At 48.8% G+C, this 22,298-nt stretch carries 1 protein-coding gene; it reads right to left on the minus strand.

Annotated features, from left to right (window positions below; translation table 11 throughout):
- Window positions 1-22,074, minus strand: a 22,074-nt coding sequence (locus QUB06_RS03910) for a putative Ig domain-containing protein (protein WP_333434194.1), incomplete at its 3' end; no start/stop codon positions are given.
- Between the last annotated feature and the right edge of the window lie 224 nt (window positions 22,075-22,298).

Here is a 22,298-nt window from a genome sequence, read left to right on the forward strand (position 1 = left end):
AATATCCTCAATATTCTTAATCCCATCAACAGTCAGAATTTCTGTACCAGCAACAAAACAATTTCCCGCTTTTGTTACCGTCCTTTGAGTAGATTGCAGGACATTATCAGCACCCTGAGCACCGCCCTTAACTGCCTTATTAGCAGCCATGAAACCCTTAATACCACCCAGTACAGCCCCAGCAAAAGGCACGTAAGCCAAAAGATTCCAACTATCCTCAACCTCAAACTTACCGTTATCTTGATAACTCTGATAAAGATTAGAAGTAGCCTTACCAGCCCCATAACCATCCAATCCCGTATTCACAGCAGCAACCCACTTCAAAGGTCCACTCGCAGTAGTAGCCCAAGTAGCCGCCTTCATCCCAGTGAGAAAAGACACCCCAATCCCAGTCACATTCCCAGCATTGTAGAGCATCGCATGATTCGGCTCCATCTTATTGCCAGTAGAGTATTCATAAACATCAGTTAAAAAACCACCCGACACACCGCTAGCAAAACCAGCACCCCACTCTCCAAACATTCCTAAAACTTCTTCACCACTTGCACCCGTAGCAGCAGCCCCACCAATATATCCCAGACCAAAACCAACCCCACCAATAGCAGCTAATGCAGATACCCCACTCAGCGTAGCCATCATATCGCCCATCGTGAAATAGCCGCTTGGGTCAGTATTACTAACCGGATTAGCATGAGCATATTGGTAATCGTGCTGACTCATCGGGTCATGTAAAGACCCAGGGAAAGCATCCTTAGAAATAAACCTTCCCAAATTAGGGTCATAATACCTTGCTCGTAAATAATCCAATCCAGTAGCGCTATCCCGCTGTTCTCCCGCAAACTGGAAGGAATTACCAAAAGCCCCAGTTTGGTCTAACAATCCTCCAAAAGCATCATAAGTATAGCGGTCAGTTACCAAACCCACATTATCCGTAATTGCTCTGGTAGAACCCAATCCATCAGTATGAGCAAACCTTTCTTTACCATCATGACGCGACCTGACCAATCCCACACCCTGAGTATAATCAGCCTTAACTGCTCCGTTAGCATCGTATTCCATCAAGACTTCAGGTAAACTCCAAATCGGAGCCGTCAAATAATTCGTCCTGACCCCATTATTAATAGCTGCGACCCTGCTACCAAAAGCATCGTAAACAAACTGCGACTCTGACGTACCGTTATTCACCCCAACCAAGCGATTCTCACCATCATTAATCCAATCATAAGTAACAGTCTCAGTACCCGACGACCGAGTTTTCAGAGAACCATTATTATCGTAAGTAAAGTTAGTCAGCTTGCTACCTTCCGCCGTCCGATTGAGGCGATTGTTACCATCGTAGCTATAAGTAGTTGACCCTGACAAAGTATCGGTTTTGGTCAAGCGATTTCCCACCAAGTCATAGCCATAGCCCATAGTCCGATTTCCCACAACCGCATCAGCAATCTTTTCCTCCGTCAATCGATTGAGTGCATCGTAGCTGTAATCGACAGTGCGACCGTTATATTCTTGAACCTGCTTGCGATTACCAACAGCATCAAGGGTGTAATTAAAACCGGAGAAAACAGTACCAGTGACATTTTTAGTAGTTAACTCAGTTAAACGGTCGCGCGTATCGTATGTGCGCGTTTCTACCGAACTGTCCGCAAATTTAGTTTGAATTAAATTACCAACTTTATCGTAATCGTAATCAGCCAGAGTGCGATTTCCCTCCTTGACTGTATCCAAACGATTCAGCTTGTCGTAACCGTAAGAAGTCGTTCCCGCCCCAGTCGTCAGGGAAGTAATATTGTTTAACAGGTCGTAGCCGTAACCGACAGTTTTCAAATCCGGCGTGGTAGTTGTTTGTAACCTGTCGCGAGTATCGTAAGCGTATTGCGTTACGCCGCGTCCGTCTGTCACAGTCCGCAATTGCGATGTAACTGGGTCATAGGTATAGGAAACGGGCGAGATTCTGGGGTCTGTGAATGTTTTTTGGTTTAAACGCCCGAGAGTGTCGTAGGTATAGTTAATCCTGTCCCCGTTAAAATCAGTTTCGCTAACGATTTGTCCGAAATTATCGTAGACTGTTTGATTCCGCTGTCCCATTGGCAGAATGGTTGCTGTGGGGCGGAAAAATGCGTCGTATTCAAATTTTGTGACATTTTGGTTGGCATCTTTAATCTCGGTTAATCGGGCTAAATTGTCGTAAGTGTATTTGGTTTTGGCTTGATTTGCTTGTTCGATTTCGGTTAACTGACTGAGATTGTCGTAAGCGTATTTGGTTGCGTGTAAATTCTCATCGGTGACGCTGGTGATGCGACCGAACTGGTCGTAACCCATCAATATTTTATCGCCATTTTGGAAAGTTGTTTCTACTTTCTGTCCGTATTCATCGTATTTATAACGGATGCTGCGACCGAGTGCATCGGTAACTCGAATTAAATTGCGGCGTTGGTCGTATTCAAACTCCGTGCGTTCGTTTAGGGCGTTAACAACCGCTTTGATTTGGCTGTAAGCATCGTATTCGTAGGTGGTGGTTTGATTGAGTTCGTTGGTTTCGGTTTTAACTCTTCCTTGTGAGTCGTAGGTCAGGGATAAGCGGGAGTTATCGAAGAAAATTGTTTCTTTAATTCGGGCGAATTCATCGTAAACATAGCGAGTTGTACGATTTTTGAAGTCTGTAACTGACTCAACTTGTCCGCCTGGGTTGTAGGTGTAGGTGGTGTCATTGCCAAGAACATCTTTTGAACGGATTAGTTGACCGATGTCGTTGTAGAAATACGCTTCTTGATTGGCATAAATATCTGTTTGAGATTTGATGCGACTGGCGGCTGAATATTCAGTTTTTATTCTCTTGTTGTCATCCCAAGTCGGCGTAGAATCCGGTAGAATTGTTTCTGCTAAACGACCTAATTCATCGTAGGTATAACGGGTTTCTAATCCAGTAGTCGAGACTTCTGCAATCAAATTATTGGCTTGGTCGTATTTTTTGATGACTTTCGGATTGTCGCTGCTGTTATTTGGTGTATTGTCGGGTAAGGTAATTTCATCAATGCGAGTTACAACTGAACCAACAGACGGTGGAGTTGAATTGTTATTTTGGCCTGATGTTTCCGGCAATTCGTAGCGGTAAGAAGTGACATTGCCAAATACATCTGTCATTGATGTAACCCGTCCCAACTTATCGTAAATCATCGATTGATTGTTGCCTTGGGAAGTTCTGCTAGCAATGGTTTTACCTTCCGAGTCGTAGTCATACTCCATCCATTGCGTATAAGTTTGACCGTTCAGGTTAAATGTGGTTGTTGCTTTCTTAATTCTGTTGTTGAGGTCGTAATCAGTTTTAACTTCATTTCCTCGGCTATCCACCATGCGGTTGATGTTACCAAAACGGTCGTAGTCAAATTCTGTTACTTGACCGTCTGGTGCGGTTTGGAAACGCAGTTGACCTTGTGCGTTGTAGCTGTAGGTTGTTTTTAGTCCATTTGTATCAATGCTTTCGATTAAATTACCGCGGCTGTCGTATTTAGCATTAGTTTTTAGACCTGTTGGTGAGACAATGGATGTGGCGCGACCGCGATTGTCGTAGGTCATGCGGGTGGTGTTACCCTGTTCGTCTTTTATGGTCAGCAGGTTGTTGTTGCCATCATAGGTATATAAAGCTGTAACGCCATCTGCATCGGTTTCACTTAATAGGTTGTTATCGGAGTCGTAGGTGCGGGTAATAGTGCCAGCTTTGGCATCAATTTCTTGCAGGACGTTACCGCGCGAGTCGTAAATATAGGTGGTAGAATACCCGCGTGTATCTTTGACAGTTTGTTTGGAATTGTTGGGGTCGTAGGTCATTTCAACGGCTTTACCGTTGACATCTACCATTTGTTTCAGCCGTCCAGTTACTTGGTCGTATTCTGCTTTTGTTCCAGTCCGTCCCAACGAATCGATAACCTCAGTTAAAAAGTGCGGCCTGTCCTCATCTTCATACTCAAACCGAGTTGCATTATTCTCCCTATCCTTAACAGCAACCAAATCCCCTTTCGCATCGTATTCGTACTTAACCTTCTTCCCATCCGGGTCAACAACACTGACAATCCTTCCAGCAACATCCCTCTCAAAAGTCACCGACTTACCAGTCGAACTCTCAATCCCCGCATCGCTAAAAGTCAGCTTATTCCCATTCGCATCAGTAGCAGTCAACAAATCCCCAGACTTAGCATCAATCTCGTAAACCAATCCTTCCTTGGTAGTCAACACATAAACCCCACCAAACGCCGGATTTTCGGGATTGAAGGGCTGTCCGTTGACTCCATAATACCCGTTCTCATTCCGTATCAAATTCGCATCCTTAACCGTCAAATTCATCGTCGAACCTTTCTGAGACTCAAAAGCCGGCTTGTACATCGCAGCCCCCGGCCCAGCAGCCCCTAAATACTGATTCAAATGATGCGATTGTGGCTTGAATGTAAATGTCTCCCGCTTACCCCCCGGTAACGTAATAAACACTTTAGTTCCCGATTGAAAAGGAACAGTATTAATCCCCAAATCCTCATAAGTCGGGTCAGGTTTCAAAGAAGTCTTCAAATCCGTATCCCGGAACTCCATCCGCCAGCCGTAGCCGAAATCATCGCTAGAATTCGCATTCAAAGAATCGTAAGTCCGAGTCACGCTAATCGGAATACCCGCCACCGGAACGGTTAAATCAGTAAACGACAACCGGAAATTGCCCAACTTCAAATCCCCTGCAACATTCACCACCCTCTCAATAGTCGAACCGTTGCCATTAGCATCTATTGCAGTGAATTTGAGAGTATAAGCGCCGTTAGCCAAAACAGTCGGGTCAAATGTCGCAATAACTCCATTATTGACCGCGGTTGTTCCCCGATAAACCTCCTTAAACTCCCCGCCATCAACCGGGGCTAATTCCAAAGTATAGTAAGCCAAATTGCTGTCAGAAATCGTGCCAGTTATATTGACAGGTGCGGTGATTTCTGCATCATCTTCTAAACTGATATTGATAGTTGGCGCGTTGACATCGCTAGTATCAATTGCAGCCACAGTTTGAGTCGCACTTCCCACATTTCCAGCCGCATCCTTAGCGGTTGCAACTGCCGTAATACTGCCTAAATTATTTAACTTGACAGAGACCTTGCCTTGTGCATCTAAAACAACAGGAGTGCCGTTAATAGTCAAACCCAAAGATTCAACTTTCACATTATCAACAGCATTCACGGTAAACGTGACAGAATCCCCAACATCGACGGTATTGTTACTAGCAATTAAACTTACTTTCGGCGCAACAGTATCGGCAACAACGCTTAAATTGTAAGAAACAGTAACGCTTTCCCCAAAAGTATCAGTCACCTTAACCTCAACCGGATGATTGCCGATATTAGCAGCCGAGGGCTTCCAACTAATGCGGCCGAATTCATCAACAGTCATGCCGCTGGGAGATTGAATTAAAGCAAAAGTCAACAAATCTCCATTCGCATCAGTCGCCTTCAAATCGTAGCGATAACTTGCACCTGGCGAAACAGATTGAATCGGAATGTTGGGAACAACCGCTGCTGAATTAGCCCTGGCAATCAACTCAAAACCTTGGGCCGCACCCGTACCCGAATTGTCAACAGCCCCGACTACTACTTGATGGTTTCCAGCAGTAGGATTGTTCCAAGTAATCGCACCAGTAGCTGAATTAATTGTCATGCCGGTTGGGGATTGCAGCAACTGATATTGAGAGATAGTGCCGTCAGCATCAGCAGCAGTTACTTGGTAGGTATAAGGGCGTCCTGGTGAGGCTGTAAATACTGGTGTAGAAGTAATTGCTGGGGGAAGGTTGATAGCAGTAGTTGCGGCATTGACAGTAAAAGTTTGAGTAGCAATTGCCCCTGAAGAGTCAGTCACGGCAACTTCTACAGAATGCTGCCCGATTTGAGTAGCATTCGGCGTCCATTGAATAACACCGTTACTATCAATTGCCATCCCGACTGGATACTTACTCAAACTGAAAGTCAGCGGGTCGTTTTCCAAATCATTCGCGACAACTGTATAAGCGTAAACTTGATTTACTGCTGCCTTGGATGGAGGAGTTGAGACCACAGCCGGAGGCGTGTTTATTCCCCTGACAATTAAGGTAAATTCTTGGACTGCATAACCGCCGTTGCCGTCAATTGTCCTTACAGAAACAGTATGTTCGCCAACTTGTTCTGCCGTTGGCTGCCAGCGTAAAGCGCCCGATTGCGCGTCAACAACCATCCCTGAAGGCGCTTTATCTAAACTCCACAGCAACCTGTCTCCATCTGCATCGCTGCCTGTCAAATTGTATTGATAAAGCTTGGCTAGATTGGTAATTTGTTCTGCGGGAGTAGAATCGATGCTAGGCTGGCGATTTGAAGCGATGTTATCGGCTGTTAAGTTAAAGGTTTGAGTGGCAATTCCTCCCAAACCGTCGCTAACTCTGACGGTTATTGGATATGTTCCTTGCTGGGAGACTCCGGGCGTCCAACTAATCAATCCTTCTTGGAATGTCATGCCGGCGGGCGTGGAAGCTGGCGTTGCGAATGCCATGCCGTTCGGAGGATTTAATAGAGTATATGTTAAGGGGTTGCCGTCTGGGTCTTGGGCTTCTACTTGATAGAAGTATGTCTTGCCCAAACGGGTGTTTGTGCGGGGAGTGGAGGTGATGGATGGTGCGCGATTGGGGGCGGCTGGGCTGACGGTTAATTCGATTCTTTGGAATGCTTCTCCGCCTTTGTTATCGGTGGCTTTAATTAAGAGTTCCCAAGGTTCTACTTCGCCGGCGTATGCCCAATTGAATGCGCCTCCTTGCTGTGCGGTTGTGGGAGTCCAATTAATTACTCCGGTTGTTGGGTTAATTGTGGCGTTGGTGGGGGTGACAGGTTTGCTGGTATTGGGAATTATGGAGTAGGTAATTGTGTCTCCGTCTAAGTCTACGGCTTTGGCTTGATATTGGAATGGTTGGTTGACGGCGGGATTGATGTTTTCTGGCAGTTGGGATGTGAAGGCGGGGGCGTTGTTTCCCGGTAGGACTTCGATTTTGAAGGCTTGCAAGTCGGTGCCGCCTCTGCCGTCATTGACTCGGAGGATGATATCGTGGGTGCCGACAGCATTGAGTGGGGGACGCCAAGAAATCGTGCCGTTGGGGGCAACTGCCATGCCTTTGGGTGCGAGTACCAATTCAAAGGTTAAGTCGTCGTCGTTTAAGTCAGTTGCAGTTGTTCTGTAGACTAATCTTTCTCCTGCTTTGACTGTTGTTGGCGGGGTACTGGTAAATTCGGGGTCAATATTGGGGCCTGCTAATTTGGAATTTGTGGCGGCAAAATCTACTCCAAACTTTGTATTGTTAGCGGTGACTGTTACTTCTTGATAAATGGGATTGGTTGGATTCGTTTGAGTCCATCCGGGCTGTAATTGCGAGACGATGCGGTAGTTTCCGGGGGCGAGGGTGAATGAGTAATTACCGCTGGCGTCGCTGTAGGTGAAGGGTTCGTTGGTATTTTGGATGCCGTCGCGGTTAGTGTCAACGTAAACCAACCAGTTTTTCATTCCCGGTTCGTTGTCGGTTGGTTTTCCTAAACCTCGGACTACCATTAAGTTGTCAAAACCGCCCCAAGCGTTGAAGAGTAAGTCTCCCGTCACCGGGTCGGTTGTTGCGCCCCAGGCGCCGCCATAATTGGTAACAAAAGGAGTTCGAGTTGAAGGAATGGGATTGCCGTCGTTATCTATAGAGTAAGCATAGATGCCACCACCATTCCATTCTGCCATCAGCAAACCTTCACCGCTGTCAAAATTGGGTGCTGTTAGTGGCATATAAACAAAGGCACCCGGGCCGGCACCTGCGATTGTTTCCAATTCAGGTGGATTGATGATGTAGCGGGGCGTACCGTCTGGGAAGTTGCCGTTGCGCGTGTAGGTGACGGTGTAAAATCCATTGCTGGGGTAGGCACCTGTTGCCTTAAGTTGCCCCTCTCCAGGAAAGCCTTCGGGAACGAAAGTCAAGCCTCCCAATCCCCCAGGATATCTTTGGTTGGGCGCGCCTCCCGGCTTAATAGAATGTATTCCACCAGGTTTCCATAAGTTGGATAAGAGTACGTTGTCGGGGGTGTAGACCAAACCCGCATCGCTGTAGGAAGAGTCGGCAAAGTAATTGGCAGTGTAGGGCGTTTCTGGGTCGCCGTCGTCGTCTAAGCCGATGATATGACCGTTTTCTCCCCGCACTACCTTGACTTCATACAGGGCACCTCCAGGAGATGCCGCACCGCCGCCCAAGAGCAAGGTATTGGGGTCAACAGTGCCGTCCGGGTTGCGTTTGAAGGTCATCGCCCCCAATATGCCCGGTACGCCGTCCGGTCGATTTAAGTTGTAGGCGGCGTAGTTATCTGCAAAGCGCGGGTCCACTACTACCCGACTGTCAGGAGTCATGTTACCCGGATTGGTAACGCGGCGAGTGCCAGTCCCGTCTGCATCCAGATACACGCTGCCCTTAACCGTGCCGGGGACGACGCTGCTGATTGACAAATCAAAACTTTGGATGTCCGCGTTGCCGCGACCGTCCTCGACTCTGACTCTCACTTTGTGAGTACCCTCGACGGGAGTCGCCCAAATAATCCTGCCCGTTTCTGAATCAATAATTGCACCGCTGGGCGCGTCTTCCAGCAAATAAGTGAGAGTATCCCCGTCAGCATCGCTGGCATCCGTGTCGTATACATAGCGCCCGCTTGTATAACCCGAAGTAACGGCCGAAGTGTTGAAAGTCGGAGAACTGTTTCCCGGTTCGGGTACCACCCGCACTTGGAAATCTTGCTGGGCAACACCACCTTTACCGTCAGCCGCTTCCAAGACGACGCGGTAAGTCCCCAATTCCTCACCGATGGCACCGCTAGTCTCGCCATCCCCGGGAGTAACGACTGCTGGTACAGACTTTCCAGACAGCGTTTGGAAACTGTAAGCAGAAGCTGTAGTAGAGTTGCCAATCACCGCCAAAACGTACTCCCCGTCAACAGGCAACAATGCCTCGAAGTCAGTACCGATATTGTTCTGGTTGCCGACAATCCTCAGCTGGCTGCCCTGATGCCCTGGCTGGTAAAGTACCCAATTAGCACCGCTTCCAGATATCGAGTCAAAGAAAACGCGCTGACCCGCAGTTCCAGTAAACTTGTAGAGGTGAACGGGATTCCCTGGCTGCAAAGTAGTGCTGACGCGCTTGTTGAGTTCCAAGTCTTGGGCGTCTGCAAAATCCAGCATCCGGAAGCGGAAGTCAGCAGGAGAATCTTGTTCCCCAGTCAGTAACAAATTGTAAGTACCAGACTCACTTAAGGTATAAGGGCCGGCATCGCCAGTTGACGACGCGCGCCACCAACCATCGTTGAGAAATATCGTGTCACCGCTTGGGCTCACCAAGCGGGCGGCAACAGATTCAGCCCCTCCACTCGGAATCATGCCGTCGTAAAAGATTGTTTGTCCGGCCTTGCCAGTAAAACTGTAAACTTCAGCAGTTCGTCCGGGGTCTTGAGTCTTGCTAACCGTCACCCCCATTTGCAGGGAGTTCTCATTGTCGCGGGGGTCTGGAGTAACGGACGGCAACTCTAGAATGCGGTAGCGATAGTCGCCGGTACTGGTGGGAGAACTTCCCAGAACCTGCACCGTGTAAGTCCCCGTTTGCTGCAACTGAACGACTGGAGGGTTCGAGTCGCTGCTGGCGTTAATCAAGAAGACTTGGGTGCCATCTGGGTTGAGCAGCCTGACATTAACCGCGTCATTATCTACGTCCTGGCTGTCGAAATAAATGCGAGTGCCCGCGCTAGCTGTGAAGGTATGGTTGACAACCTGTCCCTCTGCAATATTTCCACTTTGCACGCTGCCGAGCCCAGTTGTGGCAACGGGTGTCGGTGTAGAGTCCGTTACCGTAAAGCTGTAGTCAACGGGAGTTGCGCTGTTACCGCGAACTGCTAAGACATACTCCCCGTTTGCCGGCAGCATCAAGTTAAAGTCAGACCCAGACACGCCAGTTTGAGGAACCACTTGGTTGTTTGGTCCGTAGACTATCCAGCTAGCGCTGCTGCTAAAAGGCACAGCCGCGTCAAAATTCAGCGTTTGTCCCGCCGTACCCGTAAATTTATACAGCTCGGTTTCATTGCCCGGTTCGAGCCTGCTTGGGGTCGGGGTTGCCACAGGTAGAGGAGTTGCTGCTGCCACATCCTGCAAGCGGAAGTTGTAACTACCTGTCGCACTGTCATCCCCATCAACAATTAAACGGTAAGTTCCAGACTCGGTAAGAGTCGCAGGCGGCCAGTCGGCATTGGCTGCAATCCAGTTGCCAGTGGGACTGGCTGCGTTCCAGGTATTGTTGGTAAATTCAGCACCGCTGGGACTAATCAATTTAGCGCGGATGCCGCTGCTGGCACCTTGACTGTCGAAATATACCCGCTGTCCCGGAGTTCCCGCGAAAGTATATTCGTTTCTTTCCCCAACTTCCCCAATAGTCCCCGATACGGTACTCCCCAGTTCCAAAGCAGTAGGGGTAGCAATAGGAGGGGTAGCAACTTTAAAACTGTAGTTAGCGGGAGTTGCGGAATTGTTCTGAAGGGCAAGGACGTAAGTGCCGGGTACTGACGGCGTTATTTCAAAGTCTGAACCAGTCCACCCCGATGTAGGGACAGGCTTGTTGTCCGGCCCGTAAAGCACCCAGCGAACGTCGCTGCCGGTACTGGCTGCTAAGTCGAAATAAAGCGGCTGCCCGACTGCAGGTTTGAACTGGTAGAAATCTATCTCCGTTCCCGGCGCGAGGGTATTTGAAATATCGGCATCTAGATTTAAAAGCGGTACTGCTTGCGGGTCTTCCACATCCACCAGCCGGAAACCGTAATCGCCCGTTGTATTGTCAGTGCCGTCGATGACTAAGTGGTACTCGCCTGCCTCCCGCAGAAACATAGGGGCGGCCATGTCAGCATCCAGGCGGCCGCTCCACGTCGGCTGGATGCCCCACCAATAGTCGTTGATGCTGGCGCTGTTGGGGTCGTTGAGTACCGTATCGGTAGGATGGCTGGGCGAGAACAGCTTAACAGTGAAGTTGCTGTCGCCGCTGATGCGGTCAAAGAACAGCCGCTGACCGGGCTTGCCGTTAAATTTATAGATATCCCGCTCTCCAGGTTCGCTGATACTGCTCGTGACTGGCGAACTCAAAGTTAAAGGGGATACAGTTGTTTCGGGTGTAGTTACTTTAAATTGGTAACTCTCTGGGGCGGTAACGTTAGTGCTGCCACCCATCACCAGAGTGTAAGTGCCGTTCCCCGGCAGCCTGACTTCTAAGTCCGGCGACAACCCACTCTGGGGTTGGTTTATCCATTGGTTGTCAGGCCCGTAAAGCGTCCAACCCGTACCCTTATTTCCGTCCCAGCTTCCTGCTAGGTCAAAATACAGGTGTTGCCCTTCTGTTCCTTCAAACCGATAAACTTGTCGCTCTCGGGCACTAGCTAAAGTACCCGACAGGTTTTGGTTAAAGGGCAAGTCGAAGACGCTGGGATGGTTGGTACTCTTCGTGTCGAGGAGGCGGAAACTGTAGTTGCCCGTGCCTCTCCAATCCCCATCAATTTCAACTCGGTAAGCACCCGCCTCTTCCAGGGTTATTGGTTTCTGTTCTGCTGTTGTTTGCTGTTGGTAAATCTCTTTGCCGCTTGGACTAAAAATTTTCGTCCGCAAATAAGGGTCATTAGCGACGAGGCTATCTACGACTAGCTGCTGACCTACTGTACCCGTGAAAGTGTAGGTGTCCAGTTCGCCCATTTTCGCAATGGAACCCGTTGCCGCATTCCCGAATTCGATGGGGGCTGTTGTCCGTTCAGAAGTAACTGCTTGGAATGGGTAATTTACGCTGCTGTTATGTGGGTTAACGAGCGCTACGGTGTAAGTGCCGTCGGCAGGCAAGGTTAATTCTGCATCGCCCGCCCCATTCTGTTTCAGGATGCTGTTGCCAGGCCCGTAAAGCGTCCAGTTGCTGCCATCATTAAAAAAGTAGACGTTTTGCCCTGCCGTACCTGTAAACTGCAACAACCGCGTTTCGTTTGCTGCTACAGTCCAAGTTTGAGCGGGGGCGTCCAGCACCATTGGCGCTGCTTGAGAAGCGTCTAAGAAGCGGAAGCTGTAAGCGCCTGTTTTGGTGGTATCCGGGATATATGTTGTAGTAGGGGTATCGACAACAGCGCGGTAAGTACCCGTTTCCAGAAGCGCGAACAAGTCCTTGTTCCCGGAGGTCGATATGTTGGGGAATATCTCCACACCGCTAGGGCTTAGAAGCCGAACGTTTTTTGAACCGCTATCTGCAATGCCGTCGAAGTACAGACGCTGACCTGCCGTTCCATTGAAGGTGTAAATGTCTTGTTCCCCAGGCTCGCTGATGGTACTGTTTGCTGGGGTTGGATCGCCAATAGGAAGTGATGCTACGGGCATTGTCGGTGTCACGACCCGGAATTTATAGGTAGGCGGGCTGCCGTTGTGTCCTTGCAAAGCTAATAGGTACTCGCCATCACCGGGTAACGCTAACTCTAAGTCGCTAAGTGCCTGCGTTCTGTTAATAACTGTCTGTCCTCCCGGCCCGTAGAGAGTCCACGTATTAGACCACGAACCATCTAATGCGTCAAAGTACAAATACTGACCGGCTTGCCCGTCAAAGCGGTACAAGTCGGTCTCAAAAGGGCTGGGGGCAAAGGTGCTTTCAATATCTGCGTCCAGAACCAAGGGGGTAGCGCTCGCCCTGTCGAGGAGGCGGAAGCTAACGTTGGCGGTTGGTGTGGCTTGGTCGTTGGACAGCAACAGGTAATAAGTACCACTTTCTGTTAAGGTATCGAGCCTATCTGTTGCGTAGTTTGTCCAATATTCTGCTGCTGTAAAGTTAGCGATTTGGCGGCCGCTGGGGGAAATTAACTTAAGTGAGACGCCTGGGTTATTGGTCAGCCCGTCGTAATACAGCTTTTGGCCCACGGCGCCATCAAACTTGTAAGCGGTCGTCCCCCAAGCTGGGATTGACGGGATGCTCGCAGTCGCATTCAAATTCAGCGTTTGGGATGCTGCCAAATCGAGCAAGGAGTAGCCGTAGTCGCCGGTTCCCTCTACTCGCAAAGTGTAGGTTCCCGTTTGTTGCAATTGAATCGGGCTTGGGGAATCTGTGCTTGCGCTGGAGCCATTGAGGGCAGAGACAACAGAGCCGCTCGGGTTCAACAGCGTGACGGAGACAGCATCGCCATCCGTATCAAGGCTGTCGAAGTAAACTAACGTACCCGCACTGGCAGTAAAAGTTTGGTTGGCCGGGGTTCCTGGCGAAACCGTACCGCTGCGTGCTATCCCCAAACCCGAGTTCGCCACTGGCGGGGGGGTGATGTTGTTCGCGGAGATGTTGTAACTGACGCTGCTGCTCGATGGGTTCTGCAACGCTAGGGTGTAAGTACCTGTAACGGGCAGCAACACTTCAAAATCGCTGTTTAGCCCAGAGCCGCCTATCTGTGACGAAAAGTTTGGAAAACCGGGAGCGTACAGCGCCCAGCTTGCACCCGATGCTGTTGGCGACAAGCTGTCGAATTGGATTCGCTCTCCTGCCGTACCGCTGATTTGATATAGCACTGCTTCGTTTGGGGGCAAGCTGCCTGGCGTTGCCGTTCCCGGAGACAGGGTTGGGGCTGCTGTTGCATCCCCCAAGCGGAAACTGTAGTTGCCGGAGGTATCATAATTGCCGTCAATTGTCAAGCGGTAAGTTCCGCTTTCAGTGAGAATATTGGACAGGCCGTCAGCACTTGTGTAACCGCTGAAGATTTCCAGACCGCTGGGACTGGTGATTTTAGCTGTGATGTTGCCGTTGCCGAGTTGGGGGTCAAAGTACAGTCGCTGTCCGACGCTGCCTGTGAAGGTGTAAACATCTTGTTCTCCAGGCTTGCTGATGCTGGCACTGTTGATGGAACCCAAGGTGAGAGGGGTAGGGTTGGCAGTTGAGAAAAATGGCTGGATGCTGTAGTTGATAGGTGCGGCGGTGCCATTGCCGCCTGGCGCGGGAGTGCCGTCCCCGCGCAAGACTATGTAGTACGTTCCGCTTCCCGGCAGCACTGTCTCTATGTCGCTCCACAGGTAATTAGAGGTCACTAACTGGTTGCCGGGTCCATAGAGATTCCAACCGCCGGGGGACGAGGAAAGGAGGGTGTCCAAATACAGGCGATCGCCCTCGGTACCTGTAAACTGGTAAACGTCCGTCTCCGACCCCGGACTCAAAGTAGCGCTGGTAGGAGCATTCAGGTTCAATGTCGGTGCTGTTGTTAAAGAGAGCAGGCGGAAGTTGTAATTTTCTGTGGATTCGACATACCCGTCTACAATCAGCCGATAATTTCCACCTTCAGGGAGAATATATGGGACAGTTTTCGCCCAATCACTGGATGCATTGGTATTAAAGACTTCAATACCGCTGGGACTGATTAATCGAACGTAAGTGTTAGGTGTCTCTACCAAGGCGTCTATTAGCAGTCGCTGGTTGGCGCTGCCACTGAAGGTGTAGACATCCCTTTCTCCTTTTTCGCTGATGCTGCCAGAGAGGCTGAAGTTGCCCCACACATCTGGTGTAAGCGTTGCTGCTGATTGAGTTTCGGGGGTAATTACCCGGAATTTGTAATCCACAGGAGTAGCGTTGCGCCCCTGGACTGCCAGCACGTAGCTACCGGCTGATGGCAGCACAACCTCAAAATCGCTACCTACACTGTTACCGTTGTAGCCTTCGTAAGTGTTGGAGCCGCCAAAGGTTGTCTTGCTGTCCGTAGCAATCCTCTGATTGCCAGGCCCGTAAAGCGTCCAGTTTGCCCCCCCCGGATTGATATCTGAATCGAGATAAAGGCGCTGACTGGCGTCCCCAGTAAAGGAATAAAAGTGGGTTTCAAAACCGGGACTTAGCTGTCCGGTGACATCTGCATCTAAGTTAATGGGCGTGGCTTGACCCACATCCAGCAAGTTGAAGCTGTAGTTGCCCGTGCTTTCGGAGTAACCGTCAATCTCCAAGCGGTAAGTACCCGTCTCGTTGATAGTAAATGGCTCTGTATCTGAGCCTAAGCCGATGTTGTTCAGCTGGGGTACAATGGAGCCACTGGGACTGACCAGCTTTACGGTGGCATTTACTTGGGAATTACTCAGCAGGTAGTCAAAATAAAGGCGCTGCCCTTTCGTGCCACCAAAAGTATAGATATCCTGTTCGCCTTTTTCGGTAATGGCCGCACTGACGGTGTTGGGGTTGGCGTTGTTGCCCAACTGTAGCGGATAAGTAATCGTGTCGGGTGTAACAATTCGGAAGGTATAAGAGGTGCTGCCGAAGAAGGGCGCGCTGCCCCGCATTACCAAAGTATACTCGCTGTCGCTGGGCAAGACGATCTCGTTGTCGTACCAGCCTACGTACCAAGAGTTTCCTTGTTTTCCGTCAACCCAGGAGCTTACCTGCCTGCCCTCTCCATCATATAGTACCCAGTTCAGGTTGGAGTTGGTGCTGAGTTGGTCAAAGTACAGCCTTTGTCCTTTGGCTCCGTTGAAGCGATATGCGTCATCTTCTGAGCCGGGACTCAGCACACCCGTCACGTTTCTGTCGAAAGGTGCAACGGGTGTTTGCTCCATGTCAATTAAGCTGAAGCCGTATTCTCCCGCAGCACCGTCAATGACTAAGCGGTAGTTGCCCGTTTCAGTCAGGTTGATTGGAGGGCCTTGATAGTTTGTGCCTTGATAGCTTGTATTGCTATCGAGTACCAGCAAGCCGCTGGGGCTGTACAACTTTAATGTCTGTCCAGGAGTGCTCCTAAGAGAGTCGTAGTACAGTCGCTGTCCTTCGAGAGCGCTGAAAGTATAGATATCTTGTTCTCCTTGATTGCCAATTCGCCCCAGTACGGTGTCGCCAAATACCATTGCTGCTGGCGGAGTCCACTGGACGATTCCCGTTTCTGGGTTGACCCTCATTCCCTCTGGGCCGAGTGCCAAGTTGTAGGTTAGGGTATCGGAGTCTGGGTCTTTGGCATCAGCATCGTAGCGGTAAGGTGTATTGACGGCTGCATCGACAATGGGCGTCGAAGTGAAAATCGGCGGCCGATTCGGAGGCGGATTAATAGCTGAAAGCACATACTTTTGTTTGGCCACTCCACCTTTCCCATCTCCCACTTCCACCGTCACCGCGTGATTTCCAATATCTCCGGCAACCGGATTCCAACTAATAATCCCGGTTTGAGCATCTATCTCCATCCCCTGCGGTTTTTCCAACAAGGAATAAGTCAGCGCATCCCCATCGGCATCAACAGCAATTGCAGTATAAACGTAACTTTTACCCACCAAAGCTTCCGTATTTGGTGTCGCCTTAAATTGTGGAACTTGATTTAACTGGCTTAAAAATACTAAATCGTAACTAAACTGAACTCCTTGAGGATTGTAAAACTTTAACGTATCGGTTGATGTCAGTTCCCCCGGCTTTAAAATGCCGTCACCAACCAGTTTGCTAATGTCGTAATAAGGAATTCCTTCCGGCGTCATTCCGTCCGCATCTAACAGTCGCACCGTTGGGTCGCTAATATTGTTTATCCCTACCAACAACGTATCCCGCACAGGATACTGACCCGCATTTTTTACAGCTAAATCAGCGTAAAGAATTTTGCTGCTTGAATTGAAGGAAGTCTGTTTGTATTCTGCTTCCAGACTGCTCGAAACGTCCTGTAAACGATTGAAATTGACTGGTGCGTTAGGGGATACATCCTCGGAGGGCGATGCTGTTACAGGAGCTGTTGGAACCGCTAAAGGTTGCACGGCAATTGAGGCGATGCCGACTTGCGTTGCTGTATCGCTGTCGTTGTTGACCAACCGTATTTGCAGTTGTGCGGCCGTACCTGGAGCTATTTGTGATAAGTTGACGCTGATGGTCGTTCCGTTGAAAGTAACGCCCGGTGCTAGTTGGGGAGGCTGCCCCTCGGTGAAATTGAAGAAGCTGTTGAGTCCCGTTCCTACAGTGTGAACTAAAGAGCGACCGCTGGCATCGACTAAGGCTATTTCAAAAGCATCCTTGATGGAGTCGGAGTCTGAAGCGTCGAAGTTGAGACCGGCGATATTCACAGTAAGGGTTGACGGCACTGCTGGAATTGTAACGGGCCGTTCTAACTTTTCTGTGAAGGATGTTCCTTCAGCCAGCCATATAACGTCTGAGTCAGTAGCTTCGGTGCGGGTAAAAGTTCTGCTGGCGGTACTGGAATTGCCGGCATTGTCTGTGGCAGTAGCGGTGAAACTGTTGCTGCCAATAGCTAAAGTTACTCCTGCAAACTCAAAGCGTCCTGTAGAGTCAGCAGTAGTTACAGCTCCTGTTTCAGCTAGAATAACGGTACTTCCGGGGTCGGTTTGCCCGGTTAAGGTGACGGTGGAGTCTAGGGTTTGCCCGTCTGCAACGGGAGGAGTGTCGAAAGCTGGGTTTAAGCCAAATGTTAGTTCTGGCGGTGTCGTGTCGAGGGTGAAGGGGAGTTCAAAGGTGTTGGTGTTGCCGTGAGAGTCGGTTGCAAGCAGGTATAGCGTGTACGTGCCGTCTGTTAAGGTGTTGCCGTTTACTGTGGATAGTGTGTTGGGGGTGAGTGCAAAGCTGCCGTCGGAGGTTAGCAAGTCTTTAAGTTCAATGCCGGTAGACTCCCTCGAAAAGCTGGCGCGGAAGCTAGCAATGTCGCTGGCATCGGTAATTGTTCCGCTGATGGCGGGGTTATTGGTGATGCCGTCGGTACTGTTAGAACCGGTGTCGTTAACTAGGGCTGCTGCAATTGCGGGGGGGGCTGTCTCCGGCGGCACTTGGCTGTTGGCGTATTCTATCAGTTGCTGTCCCAGAGTCGTATTTCGCCACTCTCTGTCAGGGTTGATGACTGCATCTAGCAGCGGTGCGTTTCCTGTTGCCCCAAGCACTGTGAAGATAAGGTCATTGTAGTCGCTGTCAGAGTTAGCGGCTGACATATCTTCCATCGCAAAAGTGTTCCCCGTACCTGTTGCGTCGGCGATCGGCAACACGTAAGATGTATCGTTGGAATTGGCATTCGCAATACTGAATAAGGGGCGGTTTTCGGGGAACCAATTTCCCGAATATGAGGATTCGAGCGATGACTGCACTGTACCGTTGGGGACTAACATGACGGCAAAGGTGTCACCTGGGGTCATATTGAAAGTTTTGATACCCTGATATTCGCCGCTGCCCCACTCCCAGTCGAACGGCATCGAACCGGTGAATTTGGCTCCTTCTATCGAGTCGCTAATGACAATGTGTCCGTCGGTGGAATTGCTTAAAACTCTACGGAATGCTTCGGCAATGAATTCTGGAGTTCCTGGTGTAAATGCTTCCATTCCTGCCAGGCTGAAAATTCCGAGTTCGCCTTCAAACAAGCCGCCGTCAAATACATAGTCAAATCTGACTTCTCCTTGGTTATCTACAAGAAAAGTCCCGGGGATTGGTAAATTGGCTGTTGTTGTTATTGATAAATTTCTTGGGGGATTGATATTGCTTTGAAAGTTGCCTGTACTCTGTGTGGAATAAGATTGACTGTCTGCAATACCGTCCGAAAATTGAGCCGATTCTTCTGCCTCTAATGGCAGCCAACCGCTCGATACATCTGCGGGTTTTGGCGCAATTTCGGTATCAGAATATGTGGGCTGGGCGACGGTAGTTTCTGTGGGATTTGAATTGCTATTATAAGTGTTTGAATTTGGTTCGGGTGGGGATTTAAGAGTTGAGGGTGAAACGCTGGTTTCGACTGAGGCTATCTGTGCCGTACCTGCTGCTGTTTCTGATGGAGTTGAGAAAAGTGCCGGTATAGGAGAATCGGTTTGTACGCTAGAGTTTGAGTGAGAAATTAGCGGGTCGGTATCGAGAGAATTAACGACCATTGCCGGGGAGTTTTCAGTCTCTAATTCTGCTGTTGTGAAGGTGACAGGGATGTCCGTATCAATTGTATCCGCAGTGAATTCTGCAAGAGCGAAATCGTCTGTTTTTGGTGGCAATTGTTGGCTTTCAAATTCGGCTGTTATTTCAGCAACAGGGAGTTCGCGTTCAACCGTATCATCCGCTTCGGGTGTATCAACTATTGACTCGGTTTTTGTCACCAATTGTTCGGTTTCAAATTCGGCTTTTATTTCAGGGAAGGTGGTGTCATATTCAATTAAATCGGCAACGTTTTCTGTTTCTGTAGCAATAACCGAATCGGTTGTTGTGGGAAATTGTTCAGTTTCAGATTCGGCTGCGTTTTCGGTAACATCCCGGTCAATTTCTTGGCTATCAACAGCTTTGGATGCGGGAATAACCTCAGTAATTTTGGTCGGCAATTGTGACGCAGCATTAGGAAGATTGTCATCGGTTTCTCTTGGCAATTCTTCGCCAAAATTATCGGCAATCTCAGATGTTTTTGCAGGAGGCTGTGACGCGATGGGAGTGGGAATTAGCAGAGTTTCAGCGGTTGGTGGAGAAGCAGCATTATTTACAGCATAGTCGGCTGAAGCCGGCAATTGAGAAATGCGATTAGTTGCAGTTGTGTCGGTTTTAATTAATTCAGCATCTGCTGACTCGCTGACAATTGACTCGGCTGATACTGGCCGTTCTATTTCCGAATTTAATTCATTAGGGCTAACACTGGGTGTCTCTGGGGGAGAGGCTGTTTGTTCTATTTGTTGCGATTCTTGACTATCTGATTTGCCAACTGTTGATGTTTCTGTGGCTGGCGATTCTTGAGTATCGGATTTGTCAACTATTGATGTTTCTATTTGTTGCGATTCTTGACTATCAGATTTGACAAGAATTGATGTTGCTGTTGGTTGCGATTCTTGAGTATCAGATTTGCCAACTGTTGATGTTTCTGTTGGTTGCGATTCTTGAGTATCGGATTTGCCAACTATTGATGTTTCTGTTGGTAGTGATTCTTGGCTGTCTGAGTTAGCAACTGTTGATGTTGCTGTTGGTTGCGATTCTTGGCTGTCTGAGTTAGCAACTGTTGCTGCTGTTGGCTGAGGTTTTTGTTGGTCGTTATCAGCAGTTATCGATGGTTTTTCTCCCTGGAATTGATCGCCGGAATTAGTAACAGTTGATTCTTGGGTAAATTTCGGCTCTGATTTATCCGATTCACCCTTCAGTTTTTGAACTAACTGGGAGTGAATTGATGCAGAGAAAGAGTCAACTAATTCGCTGAGGGGAACTATTTTGGATGTAGCGCCCGTGACACGGAATGTGATATCATCGTAATCGATATCGCTTCCTTGAATTAGCCCCATGTCTTCCATGGCGAAGAGTTGGCCTTCGCCTGTAATGTCGGCAATTTGACCGATACTGAAGGTGTCGCTGGGATTGTCTGTAGCTATTGAAAATAGGGGTTTTTTGTCGCCGCCGATTGCGGGGTTGTCGTATACTTGTTGTACGGTGCCGTTGGGTACTAGCATGAAGAAGAATTTGTCTCCAGGCGTCATGGCAAATGTTTTTGTGCCGAGGTATTGCCCGGAATTGAGGTTTTCTGAGCTGTTAGGATCGGTGTAATATGCTCCTTCTAAATCGTCAGAAATTGCGATGTAGCCCTTTGTCGAGTTGCTTAAAGCTCGACTTGCTGCTTCTTTGATGAAGGCCTCGGAACCGGGAACGAATTTTTCCATTCCGAGTAGGCTGACGATGGCTAGTTGTCCGCTATACCAGCCGCCGTCGGATGTGAATTGTATGCCGACTATTCCTTTTTCATCGACAGTGAATGCGTTTGAGTCAAAGTTAACGTTGGTTGGGGGAGTTGAGGTTTGATCTGGTTCTGGGGTTGAGGTTTTATTTGGTTCTAGATTAGTGGCGGTCTCTAAGTTGTTGGTGGTGGAGATTTCGGTAGGTGAAGTTTTGTTGGATTCTGATTTGTCAGTCGTTGATACAGTTGCAACTGAGGTTTTGTTGGATTCTGATTTATCAGTCGTTAATACAGTTGCAGGTGATGTTTGATCTGGTTCAGATTTGTCAGTCGTTGATGTAGTTGCAGGTAATGTTCGATCTAGTTCAGGGTTTTCAGCGGCTGATGCAGTTGCAGGTGATGTTTGATCTGGTTCAGATTTGTCAGTCGTTGATACAGTTGCAGGTGATGTTTGATCTGGTTCAGGGTTTTCAGCGGCTGATGCAGTTGCAGGTGATGTTCGATCTGGTTCAGATTTGTCAGTCGTTGATACAGTTGCAGGTGATGTTCGATCTGGTTCAGATTTATCAGTCGTTGATGTAGTTGCAGGTAATGTTCGATCTAGTTCAGGGTTTTCAGTGGCTGAGGCAGTTGCGGGTGATGTTGTATTTTCTCCTGAATTGTCAGACGTTGATGCAGTTGCCGATGATATTTTGTTTGGTGATGACTCGCTTTTGAGTGTAGTCTCTGATGATAAAGGCGTTTGGTGTTCTTCGGGTTTTGAAGTCGTTTCAGCGGTAGCGGGTAATGGCGTTTTGTCGGAAGCTTTTTCGCTCGTGGTAGATGCAGTTACAACGGGTAATGTTTTGTCCGAATCTTGTTCTGATTTTGTGGAGGCGGTTGGCGATAATTGTGTTTTATTTTCCAGCAATTCATCGGGAACAGCGGTTGTAGCTGCTGTGGTTTTATTTAGTTCTGAGTTGCTGATTGACGAGTTGACTGGAGCTAGGTCAGTCGCAGATTTATTAGAATCAGAAGAAACGTTATTTGATGGAATTCGATTCGGGTTGATTAGGGGGTCTCCTAAGTCGGAGTCGAGTTTACCAATTAGGGGGTCAACTTCAGAATTTGTTGTATCCCTGAGGGTGCTGTTAGTTATCAGAAGGCTGGTGTTGGCAGAAGATATGCTGTTAATATCGGAGGGTTTATTAATAATAAAAGCATCAGTTTCTGTTTGACTGAATTCGGATGCGGGTTCGCTTGCTGGTTCTATTAAGTTTAAGTTAAGCTGTTCGGATTCGGATGATTCTGCCGAAGCTTGATATAATAAAGGTTTTGAGGTTTGAATTCCCGGCAGCAGAGGGGGCTTTGTCGGGGCAAGTCCGGGAATTAAGGATTCCTGTTTTTCTATTAAAGGTTCTCCAATCGGGTCTGTTAAAGGCACTCGCTTGCACTCCTGATTTGAGGGTTAAATTATAGTTTTGGTAAGCTTGGATGCGTCACTTATCTTTTTGAGGAGATGCGAGTTGCAATTATGTTACCCGCTTTGGTCGAGTCGCCTGTTTGAATGGAGTTATAAGGCTCTTCCGTACTCCTTAAATGACTGTAGCCCGCGAAGCTATTGTTACTCGCTTTCGCTATTTATTGAGTCCTAGACTCAATTTATTC

The organism is Microcoleus sp. D2_18a_D3 (assembly GCF_036702455.1).
Classification (GTDB): domain Bacteria; phylum Cyanobacteriota; class Cyanobacteriia; order Cyanobacteriales; family Microcoleaceae; genus Microcoleus.